2 protein-coding genes are annotated in these 1,773 nt (G+C 43.9%); both read left to right on the top strand.

Features of this window, described 5'->3' with window-relative positions:
- Positions 1 to 759: PBSX family phage terminase large subunit (locus tag ACFQ8Y_RS22665; protein ID WP_377967982.1), on the top strand; the 759-nt coding region annotated here is incomplete at its 5' end.
- 48 nt (positions 760 to 807) lie between these two features.
- Positions 808 to 1,773, top strand: a 966-nt coding sequence (locus ACFQ8Y_RS22660) for a phage portal protein (RefSeq protein WP_430586797.1), incomplete at its 3' end; no start/stop codon positions are given.

The following is a 1,773-nucleotide window of genomic DNA, read 5'->3' as shown; positions in this document are numbered from 1 at the left end:
GACACACGCTGGCAACATTGGACGATCCACGACAACCCTATTTTGACTGACGACAGGAAACAAGAGATTTACGACACGCTGAAGAAGAACCCGTACCTATTAAAGCGAGATTGGGAAGGGAAGCGGGTTAACCCACAAGGCGTAATATACGGAATGCTTGACCTTGAGGCGCACACAGAAAGGACATTGATCGGTAAGCCGATACAAATGTACTTTGCAGCTGACGGCGGGCAGTCTGACGCGACAAGTGTCTCATGTAATATCGTAACGTCATTCCGGAACACAGAAGGGAAACTGATACGCCGTTTAAATCGCGTGGCTCATTACTACCATTCAGGCGCTGAAACCGGACAAGTGAAGGCAATGAGTATTTACGCAAGAGAGATAAAAGAGTTCATAAAATACTGCACTGACAAATATCAGATGCGGTATACGAGGTTCTTTGTCGATCCAGCCTGTAAGTCATTGCGTGAAGAGCTGCACCTCATAGGCGTTGATACGTCCAAGGCGGACAATAACGCTAAAGACATTAGGGGCACTTCACAAGGTATTGAGGTTGGTATCGAGCGGGCGCAGAACACCATAACAAAAGACATGTTCCGGTTGGTGGATGATGAAAAGTACGATCATTACCACTTCATCAAGGAAAGCGGGCTATATTGTCGAGACGACAACGGCAAGCCGATTGACGAGAACAACCACAGCATGGACGAGTTCAGATACAGCGTGAACTATTTTTATAAAGAGTATGTGAAATAGGGCGGTGACACAATGTTCAAAAGCCTAATTGCAAAAGTAAAGGCGGTGATGCAGAAAATGGGGCTGATCAAGAATATCAAGTCAGTTTCAAACATTCAGGCCCTTCCGGTGGATGATGATTTTTATCAGATGATAGAAAACGTGTGGTTGCCATTGTACAAAGGGGAACTTGATCGATACAACGGCGAACCATTCCACAAGGTAGAATTTACAACCATTGAGGGCGGCAAACGCACACGGCGCATGTTTACGTTGGGAATGGCGAAAGTAGCCAGTAAAGAAATGGCGAGCCTTATCTTTAACGAAAAATGCGCGATTAATATTTCAAATGAAAAGCTTTCTAAAGAGATAGAAGGCGTTTTTAAATACAACAAATTCTATAAGCTGTTTCAAGATCGCCTGGAAAACATGTTTGCCCTTGGTGGCCTGGTTCTCAAAGCATACGTTGATACGGATAGGGCGGGGCAAAAGAGAATAAAGATCAGTTATGTTACTGCCGATTGCTTTATCCCATTGGCATATTCAAACGGCGATATAACGGAAGGTGTGTTCCTAACTGTGTCGAAGAGGGGCAATAAGTGGTACACGCTACTCGAATGGCATCAATGGGATGGCGAAATATATGTCATTAAAAATCAGCTGTTCCAATCGGATAATAACAGTGAATTGGGAATAGAGGTAGCGCTTGACACACTTTATCCCGATTTAGCCAAGGAAGCGACTATCGAAGGACTTTCACGCCCTTTGTTTGTTTATTTCAAGCCAAACATAGCAAATAACATTGATTTGCAAAGCCCTTTAGGTGTTTCGCTATATGCGAATGCTATCGACACAATAAAAGCCCTGGATACAGCCTTTGACAGCTATCACCGTGAATTCAGGTTGGGTAAAAAGCGTATCATTGTTCCACACTCAGCTATCAGGACAGTTGTTAACGCAGAAACCGAGGAATTTCACCGTTATTTTGACGCTAGTGACGAAGTATACGAGGCTTTCAACTTTGAAGATGTAGAC

It is taken from the genome of Isoptericola sp. NPDC056605, assembly GCF_042792795.1.
Classification (GTDB): Bacteria; Actinomycetota; Actinomycetes; order Actinomycetales; family Cellulomonadaceae; genus Isoptericola.
This window is presented reverse-complemented; position numbering and strand designations above follow the sequence as displayed.